Below are 15,166 nucleotides of genomic sequence, written 5' to 3'. Positions count from 1 at the left end.
AGCGGGATCAGGGGGGCTCGGGAGGTCAGCGTTCGAGCATCCGTGCCTGAGCCTCGGTGTGCGTGTCACCGGCGGCGGGCGGCAGGCTGGAGAGCTGGTCGAGGTGCTCGGCGGTCAGGGTGACGGCGTCGGCGGCGGTGTTCTCCTCGACCCGGCTGACACGCTTGGTGCCGGGGATCGGGGCGATGTCGTCACCCTGGGCGAGCAGCCAGGCCAGCGCCACCTGACCGGGCGTGGCGCCGACCTGGCGGGCCAGTGCCTCGACCTCGTCGGCGAGAGCGAGGTTGCGACGGAAGTTCTCGCCGGTGAAGCGCGGGTTGTCGCGCCGGAAGTCGTTCTCGTCGAACTGGTCGGTGGAGCGGACCGTGCCCGTCAGGACGCCGCGTCCGAGCGGGGAGAACGGCACCAGGCCGATGCCGAGCTCCCGCAGGACGGGCAGGACGCGCTCCTCGATGCCGCGGGTGAACAGGGAGTACTCGGACTGGACCGCGGTGACCGGCTGGACGGCGTGCGCGCGCCGGATGGTGTCCGGCCCGGCTTCCGAGAGGCCGAAGGCGCGTACCTTGCCCTCGGCGATCAGCTCGGCCACCGCGCCCGCGGTCTCCTCGATCGGGGTGTTCGGGTCCACTCGGTGCTGGTAGTACAGGTCGATGTGGTCGGTGCCCAGCCGCTCCAGCGAGCCCTCCACGGCCGCGCGGATGTTGGCCGGGCTGGAATCCAGGTTCCAGGCGCCCTCTCCGCCGTGGGAGACCAGGCCGAACTTGGTGGCCAGCACCACTTGGTCGCGGTGCCCCTTCAGGGCCTTTCCGAGGAGTTCCTCGTTGGTGTAGGGGCCGTAGATCTCGGCGGTGTCGATGAGCGTGACGCCCAGCTCCAGCGCACGGTGCACGGTCCTGACCGACTCCGCGTCGTCCGTGCCGGATCCGGTGTAGCCATGGGACATCCCCATCGCTCCCAGCCCGATCCGGGACACCTCCAGGTCACGCAGCTTGATGTAACGCATGTCGTCCTCTCCACGTCGTGGCACCGCCCGGCACCTCACTCTCGCCCGGTCCGGCGGGCCGTGCCCGCGCGGCCCACCGGTGGGATCCGGGGTGTCGGCGTTGTGCCCCTCCACCTTCGCCCGGATGGCGCTGGTGTGGCAGGGCGGGCTCTTCGGGGGTAATGACAGGGCCCCTCTCCCACCTGCGGACCAGGTCATGCGGGAGTCAGACTGGAGTCATGGCATCCGAGAACGCGCACGGTGAAGGCGCCGAGCTGGGCCGCTACCTGCGCGCCCGCCGCACCCAGACCAGCCCCGGACACGTCGGTCTCACCGTCGGCGCCGGCATCCGCCGCACGCCCGGCCTGCGCCGCGAGGAGCTGGCCACCCTGGCCGGCATCAGCATCGACTACTACGTGCGCATGGAGCGCGGCAAGGAGACCCGCCCCAGCCCCGCCGTCCTCGACGCCCTCGCCCGTGCCCTGCGCATGGACGACCAGGAGCACCAGCACCTGCGCGAGCTCGCCGCCCGCGCCGCCCGCTACGCCCCGGAGCCGCCACCCGCGCCCAGCCGCACCGTACGCCCGCATCTGAAGCTGCTCCTGGAATCGCTGCGGCCGAACCCCGCGTACGTGATCAGCCGCAGCATGGACGTGCTCGCCTGGAACCCCGGGGGCCTCGCCCTGTACGCGGGCCTGGACGACTGGCCCGTCAAGCACCGCAATCTCGCCCGCTACCTGTTCCTGCATCCCGCGGCCCGTGATCTGTTCGGTGACTGGGACCGGCAGATCACCGCGTGCGTCGCCCGCCTGCGGGCCATCGCCGGCACCGCCCCCGACGCCCCCGATCTCACCAACCTCGTCGGCGAGCTGCTTCTCAAGAGCTCCGACTTCGCAGGCCTGTGGGAGCGCTACGAGGTGACCGGGCGCAAGCCCGCCCACAAGACCTTCCAGCACCCGCAGGTCGGCACGGTCACCCTCACCTCGCAGTCCCTGCACGTGGAGGGCACTCCCGGCCAGCGCATCGGCGTCTACACCGCCGAACCCGGCACCCCCGACCACGACGCCCTGCTCCTGCTCGACATGACCGCACCGCAGCCGGCGGAACGCTCGTCGCCCGCTCCGAGAGCCACCGGGCAGGAGTTCCCCCGGGACTGACCGCGCCGGGCGTTCAGCCGGTGGGTCCGGTGGGCGTGCGGTGCCGGTCGGCTGCCCACGACGCAAGGATCCGCAGGCCGTCGTGGGTGGACGAGCCGACTTCGGCAGTCCAGACGACCAGCTGCTGATCGGGATCGGTGCTGGCCGTCAGGGTGTCCCAGTCCAGGGAGAGCTCACCGGCGACCGGGTGGTGGAGAACCTTCGTGCCCACGCCGAGCGTGGCGACATGGTGCGCGGCCCACCACTGACGGAAGTCCTCGTCCTGAACGCACAACTCGCCGACCAGAGCGGTCAGTCGGGGATCGTCCGGATACTTCGCCGCCTCCATGCGCAATTGCGCGACCGCAGTACGCGCGACGCCCTTCCAGTCGGCATAGAGGGTACGCATCGTGGGGTCGGTGAAAAGAATGCGCACGTAATTGCGGTGCTTTTCCGGTACCGCTCCGAAGTCGGCCACCAGTGCCGCCGCAAGGGGATTCCAGGCGATGACGTCCATCCGGCGGCCCATCACGACGGCGGGCGTGGAGGTGAGGTCGTCCAGGACCCTGCGGAGCTGCGGCTGCACCTTCTGCCGGGCCCGGCGGCGGGGCCGGGCGGCCTCCTTCCCGGCCAGGCCGAACACGTAGCGCCGCTGGTCGTCATCGAGGTGCAGGGCCTGGGCCACAGCCTCCAGCACCGGTGACGACGGTGGCAGCCGGCCCTGCTCGACGCGCGTGTAGTAGTCGGTGGAGATCGAAGCGAGCTGGGCCACCTCTTCCCTGCGCAGCCCGGCGACCCGGCGCTGCCCGCCGCTGTCGGCCAGGCCCACGGCTCGCGGGCTCAGCTCGGAGCGGCGGCCTGGTCACCGTCACCGTGCTGATCGCCCTGTACCGCTCCGAGCAGCTCGGCTTCCATCTGAAGCTGGCGCTGGAGAACGGACTGTCCGAGGCGGAGCTGAGTGAGGCCATCACCCATCTGGCGTTCTACGCCGGCTGGCCGAACGCCATGGGCGCCGCCGGTCAGCTGAAGGCCGTCCTGGCGTCCGCCGACGCAGGCTCAGGTTCAGACGCGGACCAGGACTGACACCCCGACTACGCAGGAGCTTTTCTCTCATGAGCAGGGTCATCTTCGTCACCGGTGCGGGCCGCGGCCTGGGCACCGACATCGCCCGCCGGGCCCTGGCCGCGGGCCACCAGGTCGTCGCCACCGGCCGCCGCCCCGAGCGCGTGCTCGACGCGCTCGGTGGCGCGCAGGACAACCTGCTGGCCACCGCACTGGACATCACCAGCACCTCCGCCGCCCGAGCCGCCGTCGATGCGGCCGTGGCCCGCTTCGGCCGCATCGACGTGCTGATCAACAACGCAGCCACCTTCCAGGCCGGCTACTTCGAGGAGATCTCCGAGGCGCAGATGCGGGCACAGATCGAGACGAATCTGTTCGGTCCCATGAACGTCACCCGCGCCGTCCTGCCCGTCATGCGCGGCCGGCGTGCCGGGCACGTCGTCACGATCTCCTCGCCGGCCGGCGTGATCGGCCAGGAGTTCTGCGTCGCCTACGCAGCGGCCAAGTTCGGCGTCGAGGGCTGGATGGAGTCCCTGCGCTTCGACCTGGAGCCCTACGGCATCAGGACGACGGTCGTCGAACCCGGCTTCTTCCGCACCGAGCTCCTCGTGGACGCCTCCACCAGCTGGGCGGAGAACTCGATCGAGGACTACGCCGCGCGCACCGCGGAGACCAAGAAGATGTGGCAGTCGATGAACGGCCGGCAGCCCGGCGACCCCTCCAAGCTCGCCGATGCCCTGCTGAGCGTCGTCGACCTGGAGGAGCCTCCGCTGCGGTTCGTCGCGGGCGACGACGCCGTGCCTGCCATCGAGGCCAAGGGCAAGGAGATCGCCGACCAGGCCCGAGCGTCGCGCGCTCTGGGCACCGCTCTCTCCCACGCTGACGCGGCCTGACGGCTGCGGCCCCGACAGCTCTGGGGCCGCAGCGGGCACCGTCCTTCACCCGCGGCACCACACCCGCCGCTGACACTTCACCCGTTCGAGGAGCGCTCGTCATGGAATTCGTCAATCCCCGGCCCACCGGCAAGGGACCTGCTGAATGGTTCGACGGAGACGTCTGGTTCGACGTCATCCACGCAGGGGAGGAACCGTCCCGTATCCGCGCCAACATGGTGCGCTTCGCCCCCGGCGCCCGCACGGCGTGGCACCACCACGCTGTCGGCCAGACCCTCCACGTCGTCGCCGGCACCGCCCTGATCGGCACCCGTGACGGCAGCGTCTATGAAGCCAACCCCGGCGAGACCGTGACCTGTCCGCCCGGCGAGGAGCACTGGCACGGGGCGACCGAGGACCGCTTCATGCAGCACCTCGCCCTGTGGGACGCCGTCGCCCCCGGCGACGACCGGCCCGAGACCACCTGGCTGGAGCACGTCACCGACGCGCAGTACCGCACCGAGCGCACCCGCAACAGCCACTGACCCCGCGCCACCCGCGAAAGGAGCCCCGCGCATGCCCGAGATGATGACCGCCCTGTTCGGCGGCACCGGACCTGACTGGGCCGCCCGCCGGATCCCCGTACCCGAGCCCGGTCCCGGGCAGATCGTCGTACGCGCCCGTGCGACGGCCCTGAACAACGCCGACGCCTCCATGCTCGCCGCCGCCGACCCGGCCTCCGGCGGCACCGGCGAGGAGTACCAGGCCGGCTACGAGTTCGCCGGCGAGGTCACCGCCGTCGGCGAGGGCGTCGACACACCCGCCGTGGGCGAGCGGGTGATGGGCACCACGCCGGGCAGCTTCGCCCAGTACGTCCTGGCCGATCACCGCCACGTCCTGCCCGTCCCCGACGAACTCGGCTACGAGGAGGCATGCGCGCTGCCCACCGGGCTGCTCACCGAGCACGGCGCCCTCATGGCCGCCGGGTTCCGGGCCGGGCAGTCGGTGCTGATCACCGGGGCCACCTCCGGCATCGGCCTGATCGGCGTGCAGATCGCCAAGGCCCTCGGCGCGGGACAGATCATCGCCACCACTCGCGGCGCGGCCAAGCGCGACCTGCTCATCGGCGCGGGGGCCGACACCGTCGTGCTCACCGGTGGCCAGGACCTCGCCCGGGCAGTGCTGGAGGCCACCGGCGGCGAGGGCGTCGATGTGGCCCTCGACCACGTCGGCGGCCGCGTCTTCGCCGCCTGTCTGCCGGCCACCCGCACCGACGGCGCCGTGGTCAACATCGGCCGCCTCGACACGGCCGAGGCCACCATCGACCTCGACGCCCTCTCCTACCGCCACCTGAGCGTCTCGGGCGTCTCCTTCGGCTTCACCCGGCCCGCCGAACTCGGCGACGTCATCGCCACTGCGGGAAGACACCTGTTGCAGGCCGTCGCCGACGCGCGGGTCCGGCCAGTGGTCGACACCACGCTGTCCTTCGACACGGCCGCCGAGGCCGTGGAACGGCTGCGCTCCCACCAGGCCCACGGAAAGATCGTTCTCACCGTCCCTTGAAGTGGGCCGGGCCGGCGGAGGTCAGCGGGTGCTGCCAACCGGCCGGGACGCCACGCTCAGCGGCGTCGAGGTCGGTCACGAGCCGCAGCAACCGCCCGCCGGCGCTTCGTCCACGGCTGCGGCAGCGGCCGGTGCGCGGACACCGAGCTGCACCAGGGCCGTCTCCGGGGTCGCGCAGCAGCCCGCGGCGTCGGTCTGTGCGGTGGCCGGGTCGTCGAACAGCCCGGCTCCGCCGCAGACCCCGGTTTCGGGGAGGGTGAGTTCGACGCGGTCGGCCGCCTCCAGGTCGCCGGCGAGCGCGGCGGCCACGGAGCGGACCTGCTCGTAACCGGTCATGGCGAGGAAGGTCGGGGCGCGGCCGTAGGACTTCATGCCGACCAGGTAGACCCCGGATTCCGGGTGGGAGAGCTCCCGGTGCCCGTGCGGGGGGACGGTGCCGCAGGAGTGCTGGTTGGGGTCGATGAGCGGAGCCAGCCCGGCCGGAGCCTGGAGCCGCTCGTCCAGGCCGAGGCGGAGCTCGTCGAGGAAGCCGAGGTCGGGGCGGAGGCCGGTCAGCACGATGACTTCGTCGACCGCGTCCAGACGGCGCCCGTCCTCGCCCACCAGGACCAGGCGGCCGTCGGTGTCGCGCTCGATCGCTTCGGTGCGGAATCCGGTGACCGCGTCGGCGTGCCCCTCGTCGACAGCAGCCCTCGCCGCGAGCCCGAGCGCACCGCGGGCGGGGAGCTGGTCGGCGCTGCCCCCGCCGAAGGTCGAGCCGGAGATACCCCGGCGCAGGACCCACACCCCCTTCGTGCCCGCGCCGTCGTCGGACGTGGCGAGGCCGGCGAGGTACGCCAGGGCGGTGAAGGCGGAGGCGCCGGAGCCGATGACGGCGGTGCGGCGACCTGCGTAGCGGGCACGCACGGCCGGGTCGTCGAAGTCAGGGACGCGGTAGGTGATCCGGTCGCCGGCGCCCTTCTCGCCGAGCGCGGGCAGGCCAGAGGCACCGGCCGTGTTCGGAGTGCTCCAGGTGCCGGAGGCGTCGATGACGGCGCGGGCGAGGACCCGCTCCTCACGGCCGTCGGTGTGCGCGATGTGTACGACGAACGGCTGCTGGTCGCGGTCGGCGTCCACGATCCGGTCGCGGCCGGAGCGCGAGACGCCGGTGACCCGGGCACCGAGCCGGACCCGGTCGCCGAGCACGTCGGCGAGCGGCTGCAGATACTGCTCGGCCCAGTCCCCGCCGGAGGGGTAGGCCGCCGGGTCGGGGCGGATCCAGCCGGTGGGGGCCAGCAGCTTCTCCGCGGCCGGGTCGATGAGCTCGCCCCAGGTGGAGAAGAGGCGTACGTGCGCCCATTCCCGTACGGCCGTGGCGGCGGCGGGCCCGGCTTCCAGGACGAGCGGGATGAGGCCGCGCTCGGTGAGGTGGGCCGCGGCGGCGAGTCCGGCCGGGCCCGCTCCGATCACGACGACCGGCAGATACGCAGTGGTGGTGGTCATGGCGGTGATGTCCTCCGGGGAAGAGGCGGCAGATCCGGCCGCTGTTTCGATTACTGTCTATGTCTGGAGCTTGCACCGGTTATCGATGAGTGTCAACATAGACGCATGTCGAAATATGAGAGTGCCGAGCTGCCGGTCCTGGACCCGGAGGCGGTTGTGCCGTGCTGCCCGCCCCTCACCGCCGGGGAGCTGTCCGCGGAGGACGCGGAGCGGATGGCCGCGACGTTCAAGGCGCTCTCCGACCCGGTGCGGCTGCGGCTGTTCTCCAAGGTCGCCTCGCATCCGGGAGGAGAGGCGTGCGTGTGCGACATCCAGGACGTCGGCGTCTCCCAGCCGACCGTCTCCCACCACCTGAAGAAGCTCCGCGAGGCCGGACTCCTGACCTCGGAGCGGCGCGGGACCTGGGTCTACTACCAGGTCGCGCCCTCCGTCGTGGCCGCCATGTCCGCCATGCTCGACCTCCGCCCGGCCGCCGGCAGCGCCTGAGGCCGGGCAGCCTCAGGCGCTGCCGGCGGCCGGGCGGCGCGGCTCCACCGCCGACCGCCGCGGCCGGTCCCCCTCAGCGCCCCCCACCGGGAGTCCCCACCGCCCCGGGCTCGAACCTCTTGCGCCAGGCGAGCGCGACGTACACGAGCCCGATCAGGACCGGCACCTCGATCAGCGGGCCGACGACGCCGGAGAGCGCCTGGCCGGAGGTGACTCCGAACGTGGCGATGGCGACGGCGATGGCCAGTTCGAAGTTGTTGCCCGCAGCCGTGAACGCGAGGGTGGCGGTGCGGTCGTACGCGAGGCCGAGGCCCTTGCCGAGGAGGAACGCGCCGAAGAACATGATCGTGAAGTAGACGAGCAGCGGCAGCGCGATCCGCACGACGTCCAGCGGCTGCGAGGTGACCGCCCTCCCCTGGAGGGCGAACAGCACGACGATCGTGAACAGCAGCCCGTAGAGCGCCCACGGACCGATCTTCGGCAGGAACGTCGCCTCGTAGGTCTCGCGACCCAGCTTCCGCTCGCCGATCCGGCGGGTGAGGAACCCGGCCAGCAGCGGGATGCCGAGGAAGACGACGACGTTCAGCACGATGTGCCGGACAGGCACGTCGAGGCCCCGGCCGTCACCCAGGCCGAGCCACCGGGGCAGCAGGTCGAGGTAGAACCAGCCGAGCAGGCCGAACGCGACGACCTGGAACACGCTGTTGAGGGCGACGAGGACGGCGGCTGCTTCCCGGTCGCCGCAGGCGAGATCGTTCCAGATGATGACCATGGCGATGCACCGGGCCAGGCCGACGACGATCAGGCCGGTGCGGTACTCGGGCAGGTCCGACAGGAAGATCCACGCCAGGGCGAACATGACCGCGGGCCCGACGATCCAGTTGATGACCAGCGAGGAGACCATCAGCTTCTTGTCGCTCGTCACACGGTCGAGCCGGTCGTAGCGGACCTTCGCGAGGACCGGGTACATCATCACCAGCAGACCGAGCGTGATCGGCAGGGAGATCCCGCCGACCTCGATCTGCGCGAGAGCGTCGTCCATCCCGGGAACGAGGCGGCCCAGGCCCAGGCCGCCGGCCATGGCGAGCAGGATCCACACCGCGAGGTAGCGGTCCAGGGTGGACAGCTTCCTCACGACCGAATCGTCCCGCACTCCGCCATGGGGCGTGGAGGTGGAGGTCACGGGCAGGACCTCTTGTTCCGGTCGGCGGTACGGGCGGAGTCGGCGAGCGCGGCGAACTGCTCGGACAGTCCGGCCAGGACCTCGGGCCTGAGCCTGTAGTAGGTGTACCGGCCGCAGGGCTCGGTCTCCACGATTCCGGCCTCGCGCAGGACCTTCATGTGGTTGGAGAGATTGGTCTGCCTGGCTCCGGTCTCCTCGACGAGGTGGGTGGTGCAGAGCGTCTCGCGGGCCAGCAGGGTCACGATTTTCAGGCGGAGCGGATCGCCCAGTACCCGCATCACATCAGGATCGACTGAAGTCAGCATGCACTGATACTTTCACATCACCGCTCGCTGATATCAGCGAGCCCGAAGTCGCTGGCGGCTGACGCCGTCGCGCGACGAGAGAGAGCGATCGATCATCATGGCCGACAAGCCGTCCGTCCTGTTCGTCTGCGTCCACAACGCCGGCCGGTCCCAGATGGCCGCCGCCTGGCTGAGCCACCTGGCCGGAGACCGGGTGGAGGTCCGATCTGCGGGCTCGGACCCGGGCGAGGCCGTGAACCCCGCCGCCGTGGAGGCGATGGCCGAGGTCGGCATCGACCTCTCCGCCGAGACCCCCAAGGTGCTCACGATCGCCGCGGTCCACGAGTCCGATGTCTGCGTCACGATGGGCTGCGGCGACACCTGCCCCGTCTTCCCGGGCAAGCGCTACCTCGACTGGACGCTGGACGACCCGGCCGGCCAGGGCGTGGCCGCCGTGCGCCCGATCCGCGACGCGATCAAGACCCTCGTCGAGGGCCTCATCGAGGAGATCGCCCCGGAGGCGGCGTGAGCACCACCGACCGGCCGACTGCGGCGCCAGGCCACCACTGCACCTCCGCCCCGGCGAGCCCTCGCGCCAACAATTCGAACAGACGTACCATTCACGGGTGACCACGTACGACTTTCCTCAGGACCTGTGCGACGCCCAGCTCGCCCTGCACCAGACCCGCGCCGCCTACGAGCAGTACGCCCGGACCCTGCCGTGGTCGGCCGAGCCCATGCCCGGGTGGGAGGGCGACAAGCAGCTGCACAGCGATTACCGGTCCTCCAAGCCCGACAGTCCCGGCTACACCGAGGACCAGCACCGGGAGCTCGCGGCGTTCCGGGCGCGCTTCCTCGAACTGGGCATCACGGTGTCGACGCATCCGTTCTGGGCGACGCTGGAGCGGGGAGCGGTGGTGGCGGGGCGTATGGCGCTCAAGCACACCCATGAGGCCGCGGCGACGGACGAGGCGGTCTGAGTCCGATGTCGGATCCCGGCGGGATATCACGGCTCGAGAAGTGGCGGGCCACGCGGGAGTACCTCGCGTGGCAGCTGAGGTGTGCGGATCAGAAGGTCCGGGAGCTCGAGGGCCAGGAGAAGGCGGACAGACGCCAGCGGGACCAGGCGCGGGCCGAGCAGTCGTGGAAGATCCAGCCGCAGCGTTCCAGCGGCAGCGCGCTGCTGCACCGGGGGTCGTGCACCTTGTACAAGAACGACTTCGGCTACATCGACCGACACGACGCACTCGTGGCACTGGCGGAACCGGACATCGAGGCGTGCCAGATCTGCACGCCGCAGACGGGCCTGGGTAGCCGCGGCGGCCTCCGAGCACAGCGAAGCCCCGGCTGGTCGGGTGACCGGCCGGGGCGGTGACGCGTGTGGGCGGAGTCTGTGCGGTGCGGCCCGACCCCCGTGGGGGAAGGGCCGTGCCGCCTTCGCTGCCTGTGATCAGTAGGCGGAGTCGACGTTGTCGATGGAGCCGTACTTGTCGGCGGCGTAGTTGGCTGCCGCGGTGATGTTGGCGATCGGGTCGGTCAGGTCCTTGGACGTACCGTCGACGTGAAACGCCTCGAACGTCGGCTGGATCACCTGCAGGAGCCCCTTGGAGGGCGTCCCGTTCTGCGCGTTGACGTCCCAGCCGTTGGCCGCGTCGGGGTCGCCGCCCGACTCACGCATGATGTTGCGGTGCAGGCCCTCGTAGGTGCCCGGGATCCCCTCGGCCTTCATGATCTTGAGGGACTTGCGGATCCAGTGGTCGAGCTTGTCCGAGTCCGACGCCGCCTTGCCGGCCTTCTTGGCGAGGGCGTCGGCCTGCGCGGACACTCCGGTTGCCGAGACCCCGGCCGTGGTCACACCGTGCGAAGCCGGCTCGGCGGCGTGCGCCGGGGACGGAGCGAGGGTCAGGGCCGCTGCTGCGGCTCCGGCGGCGCAGAGGCCGGATACGGAGTACCTGCGGATCCGGGCGGCACGGGTGACGGGGGCGAGGGACTGAGCGGACGTACGGATAGAAACACTCCTTGCGGCGATGACAGGGCGGCCACGGGACCGGCGGCGGAGCGGACGTGCGCGGCGAGGTCCGTACGTACGGAAACGTGCGGCGCTCGACCGGTTCGCGGGGTCGGCTCCCGGGCTTGCAACCATGGTTAGCGGCACGCCGGGGAGAGGGCAATGCCCCCTGTTACTACGTGTCTACGTAGGACGAGGCCCGAAGGCCGGTCGACGCGCTCGTGCGGCGCGGGGCCGTACCGCCGGCCCTACTACCGCTCCTCGTATGTGATCTGCGCCCTATGGGTCGGCTCACAACACCGGGCGGGTTCCAGGCGGCCGGCCAGGGGTCGGAGCGACGTCACCGCGTGCCGCATCTCCGGGACCACCTCAGAGCCATCCGCGTTCGCGGGCCGTCCGGGCGGCGACATGGCGGTTCTCCGCGCCCAGTTTCATCGCCGCGGAGGAGAGGTAGTTCCGGACCGTTCCGGCGGACAGCTGGGCGCGGGAGGCGATGTCGCTGACGGGCGCCCCGTCCGCCGCGTACGACAGGAGTTCCGCCTCGCGCGCCGTCAGCGGTGACTCGCCCGCGGCGATGGCGTCGGCCGCCAGTTCCGGGTCGATGTAGCGGCCACCGGTGTGGACGGTGCGGATGATCTCCGCCAGGTGGTGCGCGGACACCGTCTTGGGGACGAAGCCGCGCACCCCGGCGTTCAGTGCGCGCTTGAGGGCGCCGGCCCGGGCGTGGCTGGTGACGATCATGGAGACGCAGCCGGGCAGGTCATCGCGCAGTTCCGCCGCGACGGTCACCCCGTCGGGGCCGGGCATCTGGAGGTCGAGGACGGCGATGTCGGGATGGTGCGCCCTGGCCATGGCCAGGGCTTCGTCGCCGGTGCCGGCCTGCGCGACGACGGTGATGTCGTCCTCCAGGGCGAGGAGGGAGGCGAGAGCTCCCCGGATGAGGTGCTCGTCGTCGGCGAGCAGGACCCTGATCATTCGCCTTCCTCCCACGGGATGTGTGCGGTGAGGCGGAAGATCCCGCCGTGCTCGCGTGCGGTGGTCAGGGTGCCGCCGAGTGCGGTCAGGCGCTCCCGCAGCCCGGTCAGGCCGGTGCCTGTGCCCGTGCCGGGTGGCGCGTCGGCCGCGCCGTCGTTCTCCATCACCAGCAGGGCCGCGGGCGGACCCGCCGTGCGCAGCGACACGGTGCAGCGGGAAGCGCCCTGCGCGTGGCGCAGCACGTTCGTCGTCGCCTCGCGGACCACCCAGCCGATGGCCGCCTGTACGTCGGCGGGGAGGCGGGCCGCCGGTCCGTACGCGATGCGGCAGTCGATGCCCGCGGCTTCCAGGACGGAGCGCGCTCCGGCGAGTTCGGTGTGGAGGTCGGCGGTGCGGTACCCGCGGACCACCGACCGGATCTCCCGCTGCGATTCCCGCGCGATCCGTTGCACCTCCTCCATGTGCTCGACCGCCTCGGGACGACCGCGCCGTGCCAGTTGTGCCGCGAGCTCACTCGTGAGCGCCACGACCGCGAGGTTGCGGCCCAGTACGTCGTGCAGGTCGCGGCCGAAGCGCAGCCGCTCCTCGGCCACGGCGAGCCGTGCCTGTGTCTCGCGCGCGGCGGCCAGTTCCTCGACCAGCCTGACGCCCCAGCCGGTGGCCCGGAACGCGGCGCCGAGGAACGGTACGAGCAGCACGGTGCCGCTGATGACGACGGCCAGGGGCGAGCCACTGAGGCCTGCCACGACGGCCCCTGCCAGGGTCCCGACGGTGACGGCGGCCACGAGGACGGCGCCCACGCGGGGCGGCAGTGCCAGGACGGTCGGTCCGGAGTAGAACATGAGCAACCACAGCAGGCAGGAGGCCAGTTCGCGGTCGTCGATGCGGCCGGACGACAGCAGCGCGCATCCCAGGGCGGAGATCGCCGCGGTCAGAGCCGCGTACAGCACCACGAGCCGGACGGGCCGTGGTCCGGCGGCGAGGTAGTGGCTGAGGGCCGCGCGGCTGAGCAGCGCCTGGATCACGGCGTGTGCCACGCCGAGTACGGCGACCGATGCCCGTGTGGAAGCGCCGGCGTCCGTGGTCGCCGCCCAGAGCGCCCAGAGCCCCACCTCGCAGACGGGGAAGAACCCGACGCTGGCCAGTGCGGAGCGGCGGTACCGGCGGAGGCCGTCCGGGCCACCGAGGCGTTCCACCCAGTCGTTCACGCTCATGGTCTCAGCTCTCCCGTCCCGGGGCCGCCGTGCTCAATGGCGCGGGCCCCAGCGGAACCACTGCCGCACGCCGAGGGCCGCCACACCTGTCCAGGCCAGCACGGCGAGCACCAGGCGGCCCTGGTCCATGACGCCGAGGTCGCCCGTCCAGGCGCCCCGCAGGAGATCCATCACCGGTGAGAAGGGTAGCCAGGCACTGATGTCGGCCACCACGCCGGGCAGTACCTCACGCGGGACGAACATCCCGGAGCCGGCCATGCTCAGCAGCCAGAACGGCAGGAACGTCAGCTGTGCGCTCTCTGCCGTCCGGGTGACCGCCGCCGTGAGCGCCCCTGCGGCCACGAGGAGCGCCACGCCGCTCAGCAGACCGATGACCACCAGGTGGGGTGCCGCGGGTGCGGGCGCGTCCAGGGTCACGGTGAGGCCGATGATCAGCAGTACGCACTGCACCAGCGCCAGCAGCAGTGCCGGGAGCGCGCCTCCGGCGAAGATCTCCCAGTCGCGCACCTCACCCGTACGCAGCCGCTTGAGCACCAGGCTTTCGCGCCGGGTGACGTAGACACCGACCAGGTTCGCGTACACGGAGAAGATCAGCGCCAGCCCCATCGAACCGGGGAGCAGGACGGTGGCGATCGAGAGTCCGGTGCCATCGAGTTCCAGGCTCCTGACCATGCCCCGCATCGAGAAGGCCGTGACGGCCGGCACGAGGAGCGCGGTGATCAGCGCCGCTCTGCTGCGCAGCAGCAGGGTGAGCTCCGCGCGGCCGAGTGCGGTCAGCCGGGCCGCGGCACCGCTCCGTGCGGGCGCTGCGGCCTCCGGTCGTGTCGTACCCGCGGTCGTGGTCATCGTGTCTCCCCCTTCTCCAGGCCCTCGGCGATCTCCATGAACGCCTCTTCCAGCGAGGCCGACCGGGCGTCCAGGCCCCGGAGCTCCACCCCGGCGTGGTGGGCCCACGACAGGAGCCCGGTCGCGGTGCGCTGCAGGTCCCTGGTCTCCAGCCGGACGGTCCGGCCCTCCGTGTCGTGCCGGGTCACGCCCATCGCCGCGAGCGGCGGCAGTTCGCCCAGGAAGCGGTCGACGGGCAGGTCGAAGCTGATGCGGGAGGGCCGTTCGGCGACGACGTCGGCCACCCGACCGGTCGTGGCGATCAGCCCCCGGTGCATGATCGCCAGCCGGTCGGCCAGCTCCTCCGCCTCCTCCAGGTAGTGGGTGGTGAGCAGCACGGTCGTTCCCTGGGCCTTCAGCTCCCGGATCAGCTCCCAGGTGTCGCGGCGGGACTGCGCGTCGAGCCCGGTCGTGGGTTCGTCGAGGAACAGCACCTCGGGGCGCCCCAGCAGGGCGAGGGTGAGGTCGAGACGACGGCGTTCCCCACCGGAGAGCTGCTTGACCCGTACGGTGCGCCGGTCGTCCAGGCCGGTCAGTTCGAGCGCCTCGTCGGCGGGCCGGGCTCCGCTGGTGCAGCCCGCCCACATCCGCACGGTCTCCAGGACCGTCAGTTCCGTCGGGAAGCCGCCTTCCTGCAGCATCACTCCGACACGGGGCCGTACAGCCGCCCGCTCGTGGTACGGGTCCCGGCCCAGCACCCGGACGGTTCCGCCGGTGGGCACGGCCTGTCCCTCCAGGAGTTCCAGCGTGGAGGTCTTCCCCGCACCGTTGGTCCCGAGCAGGGCGAACACCTCTGCGCGGGCCACGGTGAAGTCGATACCACGTACGGCGTCGAACCCCCGATAGCTCCGCCTCAGTCCGACGCTCTCGATGATTGCGTTCATGTACTCCAGGCTCCCGGCGTGGCGAGCCGGGCGGCAGTGCGGTCTGTCATCGGTTCACATGACATCTCTCATGCGGGGAGCCCGTCCGGTGGTGTCCGTGTGGGCGGGACGACGGAGCCACCGCAGCTCGTCGACCGCGCGGGTCATCAC

18 protein-coding genes and 1 pseudogene are annotated in these 15,166 nt (G+C 71.6%); 9 read left to right on the top strand and 10 right to left on the bottom strand.

Going from position 1 to position 15,166, the window contains the following annotated elements; genetic code table 11:
- Positions 1-25 precede the first annotated feature (25 nt).
- Positions 26-1,003 (bottom strand): aldo/keto reductase, encoded by a 978-nt coding sequence (locus OG488_RS36715; RefSeq protein WP_329237430.1) that lies wholly within the window; start codon positions 1,001-1,003, stop codon positions 26-28.
- A gap of 218 nt (positions 1,004-1,221) precedes the next feature.
- On the opposite strand from OG488_RS36715, the gene OG488_RS36710 reads away from it, so the two are divergent.
- Complete coding sequence (locus OG488_RS36710; protein ID WP_329237425.1) at positions 1,222-2,139, top strand: helix-turn-helix transcriptional regulator; 918 nt, start codon at positions 1,222-1,224, stop codon at positions 2,137-2,139.
- 13 nt (positions 2,140-2,152) lie between these two features.
- Here the strand turns inward: OG488_RS36710 and OG488_RS36705 are convergent, their stop codons facing one another.
- Positions 2,153-2,947 carry a helix-turn-helix domain-containing protein gene (locus tag OG488_RS36705; RefSeq protein ID WP_329237423.1) on the bottom strand — a complete coding sequence of 265 codons (795 nt, stop codon included), beginning with the start codon at positions 2,945-2,947 and terminating at the stop codon, positions 2,153-2,155.
- Positions 2,948-2,958: 11 nt separating this feature from the next.
- On the opposite strand from OG488_RS36705, the pseudogene OG488_RS36700 reads away from it, so the two are divergent.
- The 4 genes and pseudogenes from OG488_RS36700 to OG488_RS36685 form a co-directional block, all read left to right on the top strand.
- Positions 2,959-3,201: pseudogene (locus tag OG488_RS36700) on the top strand (carboxymuconolactone decarboxylase family protein); the annotation flags it as partial.
- A gap of 29 nt (positions 3,202-3,230) precedes the next feature.
- Positions 3,231-4,073 (top strand): SDR family oxidoreductase, encoded by an 843-nt coding sequence (locus OG488_RS36695; protein ID WP_329237420.1) that lies wholly within the window; start codon positions 3,231-3,233, stop codon positions 4,071-4,073.
- Between the two features lie 101 nt (positions 4,074-4,174).
- Positions 4,175-4,597, top strand: a complete 423-nt coding sequence (locus tag OG488_RS36690; protein WP_329237417.1) for a (R)-mandelonitrile lyase — start codon at positions 4,175-4,177, stop codon at positions 4,595-4,597.
- Between the two features lie 31 nt (positions 4,598-4,628).
- On the top strand, positions 4,629-5,615 hold the full coding sequence (locus OG488_RS36685) for a quinone oxidoreductase family protein (protein WP_329237414.1): 987 nt from the start codon (positions 4,629-4,631) through the stop codon (positions 5,613-5,615).
- A gap of 75 nt (positions 5,616-5,690) precedes the next feature.
- Here OG488_RS36685 and OG488_RS36680 read toward each other — a convergent pair whose 3' ends face one another.
- Positions 5,691-7,097: an NAD(P)-binding domain-containing protein gene (locus OG488_RS36680; RefSeq protein WP_329237411.1), complete on the bottom strand. Its 1,407-nt coding sequence runs from the start codon at positions 7,095-7,097 to the stop codon at positions 5,691-5,693.
- 105 nt (positions 7,098-7,202) lie between these two features.
- Here OG488_RS36680 and OG488_RS36675 point away from each other — a divergent pair, with 105 nt between their 5' ends.
- On the top strand, positions 7,203-7,583 hold the full coding sequence (locus OG488_RS36675; protein WP_329237408.1) for an ArsR/SmtB family transcription factor: 381 nt from the start codon (positions 7,203-7,205) through the stop codon (positions 7,581-7,583).
- Positions 7,584-7,656: 73 nt separating this feature from the next.
- On the opposite strand, the gene arsB is transcribed toward OG488_RS36675, so the two are convergent.
- Positions 7,657-8,772, bottom strand: coding sequence for an ACR3 family arsenite efflux transporter (gene arsB / locus OG488_RS36670; protein ID WP_329239275.1), 1,116 nt, complete (start codon positions 8,770-8,772; stop codon positions 7,657-7,659).
- A complete protein-coding gene (locus OG488_RS36665) occupies positions 8,763-9,071 on the bottom strand; it encodes an ArsR/SmtB family transcription factor (RefSeq protein WP_329237405.1) in 309 nt (102 codons plus the stop codon). Before OG488_RS36665 ends, arsB begins: the two co-directional genes overlap by 10 nt.
- Before the next feature lie 97 nt (positions 9,072-9,168).
- Between OG488_RS36665 and OG488_RS36660 the strand changes: the two genes are divergently transcribed.
- The 3 genes from OG488_RS36660 (at position 9,169) to OG488_RS36650 (ending at position 10,425) form a co-directional block, all read left to right on the top strand.
- On the top strand, positions 9,169-9,579 hold the full coding sequence (locus tag OG488_RS36660) for an arsenate reductase ArsC (RefSeq protein ID WP_329237403.1): 411 nt from the start codon (positions 9,169-9,171) through the stop codon (positions 9,577-9,579).
- A 97-nt stretch (positions 9,580-9,676) separates the two neighbouring features.
- Positions 9,677-10,030, top strand: a complete 354-nt coding sequence (locus OG488_RS36655; protein ID WP_329237401.1) for a hypothetical protein — start codon at positions 9,677-9,679, stop codon at positions 10,028-10,030.
- A gap of 5 nt (positions 10,031-10,035) precedes the next feature.
- A complete protein-coding gene (locus tag OG488_RS36650) occupies positions 10,036-10,425 on the top strand; it encodes a DUF6233 domain-containing protein (RefSeq protein WP_329237399.1) in 390 nt (129 codons plus the stop codon).
- 75 nt (positions 10,426-10,500) lie between these two features.
- On the opposite strand, the gene OG488_RS36645 is transcribed toward OG488_RS36650, so the two are convergent.
- The 5 genes from OG488_RS36645 to OG488_RS36625 all read right to left on the bottom strand — a co-directional run bounded on the left by OG488_RS36645 (position 10,501) and on the right by OG488_RS36625 (position 15,016).
- On the bottom strand, positions 10,501-11,193 hold the full coding sequence (locus OG488_RS36645; protein WP_406466350.1) for a transglycosylase SLT domain-containing protein: 693 nt from the start codon (positions 11,191-11,193) through the stop codon (positions 10,501-10,503).
- Positions 11,194-11,427: 234 nt separating this feature from the next.
- On the bottom strand, positions 11,428-12,033 hold the full coding sequence (locus OG488_RS36640; RefSeq protein ID WP_329237396.1) for a response regulator transcription factor: 606 nt from the start codon (positions 12,031-12,033) through the stop codon (positions 11,428-11,430).
- On the bottom strand, positions 12,030-13,247 hold the full coding sequence (locus tag OG488_RS36635) for a sensor histidine kinase (RefSeq protein WP_329237393.1): 1,218 nt from the start codon (positions 13,245-13,247) through the stop codon (positions 12,030-12,032). The genes OG488_RS36640 and OG488_RS36635 overlap by 4 nt, the downstream gene beginning before the upstream one ends.
- A gap of 33 nt (positions 13,248-13,280) precedes the next feature.
- A complete protein-coding gene (locus OG488_RS36630; protein ID WP_329237390.1) occupies positions 13,281-14,093 on the bottom strand; it encodes an ABC transporter permease in 813 nt (270 codons plus the stop codon).
- Entirely contained in the window at positions 14,090-15,016 is a 927-nt protein-coding gene (locus tag OG488_RS36625) for an ABC transporter ATP-binding protein (RefSeq protein ID WP_329237387.1), read from the bottom strand. The genes OG488_RS36630 and OG488_RS36625 overlap by 4 nt, the downstream gene beginning before the upstream one ends.
- Between the last annotated feature and the right edge of the window lie 150 nt (positions 15,017-15,166).

Source organism: Streptomyces sp. NBC_01460 (assembly GCF_036227405.1).
Taxonomy (GTDB): Bacteria; Actinomycetota; Actinomycetes; order Streptomycetales; family Streptomycetaceae; genus Streptomyces.
Note: the sequence above shows the minus strand (reverse complement) of the source record. Positions and strands in the feature narration are given on the sequence as shown.